Source organism: Methylibium sp. T29 (assembly GCF_000576205.1).
GTDB classification, from domain to species: domain Bacteria; phylum Pseudomonadota; class Gammaproteobacteria; order Burkholderiales; family Burkholderiaceae_C; genus Methylibium; species Methylibium petroleiphilum.
On the sequence record NZ_AZND01000398.1, the window covers coordinates 1 to 2,282 of the forward strand.

General features: G+C 70.6%; 1 protein-coding gene and 1 pseudogene. Both read left to right on the top strand.

The features are described 5' to 3' along the window. On the top strand, positions 1-959 hold a 959-nt coding region (locus x551_RS21365; RefSeq protein ID WP_173402831.1), incomplete at its 5' end, for a solute carrier family 23 protein. A gap of 361 nt (positions 960-1,320) precedes the next feature. After that, positions 1,321-2,282: pseudogene (locus x551_RS21370) on the top strand (8-oxoguanine deaminase); the annotation flags it as partial.

A 2,282-nucleotide genomic window follows, 5' to 3' on the forward strand; every position in this document is an offset into this window, starting at 1 on the left:
CCGCGGCCACGGCTTCGGCCAATGCCGGCACGAACGCGGGCGCCGCCCCCGTGCCGGTCGTCACCCGGCTGCCGGGGCCGGTGCCGCAGAAGGACAACCCGGCCTACGGCGCGCTCGACAACATGGCCGTCGCGGCCTTCGTGCTGGGGGTGATCCTGCTGATCTCCAAGTACGGCCGTGGCTTCGTCGCCAACATCTCGGTGCTGCTGGGCATCGTGGCGGGCTGCGTGGTGGCCGTGGCGATGGGCAAGATGGGGTTCGACAAGGTGGCCAAGGCGCACTGGTTCGACGTGGTCACGCCGTTCGCCTTCGGCCCGCCGGTGTTCGACCCGGTGCTGATCGCGACGATGACGCTGGTGATGGTGGTCGTGATGATCGAATCGACCGGCATGTTCCTCGCGCTGTCCGACCTGACCGGCAAGCCGATCGACCAGCGCGAGCTGACGGCCGGGTTGCGCACCGACGGGCTGGGCACGTTGATCGGCGGCGTGTTCAACACCTTCCCCTACACCAGCTTCTCGCAGAACGTGGGGCTGGTAGGTGTGACCGGGGTGCGCAGCCGCTACGTGTGCGTGGCGGCGGGGCTGATCATGATCGTGCTGGGCCTGCTGCCGAAGATGGCGGCGCTGGTCGAGTCGGTGCCGACCTTCGTGCTGGGCGGCGCCGGGCTGGTGATGTTCGGCATGGTGGCCGCCACCGGCATCCGCATCCTCGCCGCGGTGGACTACAAGACTCATCGCCACAACCTCTACATCGTGGCCATCTCCATCGGCTTCGGCATGCTGCCGCTGGTGGCGCCGCGCTGGACGCAGCAGATGCACCACGGCCTGCACCCGCTGCTGGAGTCCGGCATCCTGCTGGCGGCGCTGAGCGCGGTGCTGCTGAACCTGTACTTCAACGGTGCCAAGGGCGGGGCGGCGGATGCGGTCGAGGCGGCGAAGCTGGCCGAGGCGCATTGATTTTCTGGGGGGTGGTGTGTGGTGCGGCAGGCGGTGTGTGCCGAGGGCTCGGGCGGGGGCGGTCGGCGCTGCGCGCCGACGCCACTGCGGTGCTCGCGGCGGGGTGGCGTCGCGGAACTCGCTGCGCTCACTGCGTTCGCTGCGCTCGGACAGCCGCGACGGATCAGTTCACGAGGCGCGCTGCGCGCGCCCACCCCGACGCTGCGCGCCTCGTCGCCCCCGACCTCACCCCCGGCACACACCGCCTGCCGCACCCGTCAAGCTCGTGGTGCTCCACCGGCCCCAACCGCCTCTGTCGACCCCTCGTCTGCCGCCCGTCTCGACGCATGAACGTCTCGCAATCCCTCCAAGCGCCGCCACCATGCCCACGCTGCTGATCCACAACGCCCGCCTCGTCGTCACGATGGACGAGCAGCGCCGCGAGATCTCCGACGGCAGCGTGTTCATCCGCGACCACGTGATCGAGGCCGTGGGCCCGGCCCCCGAACTGCCGGTCACCGCCGACGCGGTGATCGACGCGCGCGAGCACGTCGTCCTGCCCGGGCTGATCAACACCCACCACCACATGACCCAGTCGCTGACGCGCGTGATCGCGCAGGACTGCGAGCTGTTCGACTGGCTGGGCACGCTCTACCCGATCTGGGCCGGGCTCACGCCCGAGATGGTGCGGGTGTCGACGCAGACCGCGATGGCCGAGCTGCTGCTGGCGGGCTGCACGACCAGCAGCGACCATCTCTATCTCTATCCCAACGGGGTGACGCTCGACGACAGCATCGAGGCGGCCACGGAGATCGGCATGCGCTTCCACGCGGCGCGCGGCTCGATGAGCGTGGGCCAGAGCCAGGGCGGCCTGCCACCCGACCACGTGGTGGAGGCCGAGCCGGCGATCCTGAAGGAGACGCAGCGGCTGATCGAGCGCTGGCACGACCCGGCGCGCTTCGCGATGCGGCGCATCGTCGTTGCGCCGTGCTCGCCGTTCTCGGTGAGCCGCACGCTGATGCGCGAGTCGGCGGCGCTGGCACGCAGCTTCGGTGTCTCGCTTCACACTCACCTGGCCGAGAACGACAAGGACATCGACTACTCGCGCCAGAAGTTCGGCATGACGCCGGCCGAGTACGCCGAGGACCTGGCTGGGTCGGCCGCGACGTGTGGCATGCGCACTGCGTCAAGCTCGACGCGCCGGGCATCGGCCTGTTCGCGCGCACCGGCACCGGCGTGGCGCACTGCCCCTGCTCGAACATGCGGCTGGCCTCCGGCATCGCACCGGTGCGCGCGATGCGCGACGCCGGCGTGCCGGTGGGCCTGGGCGTGGATGGCTCGGCC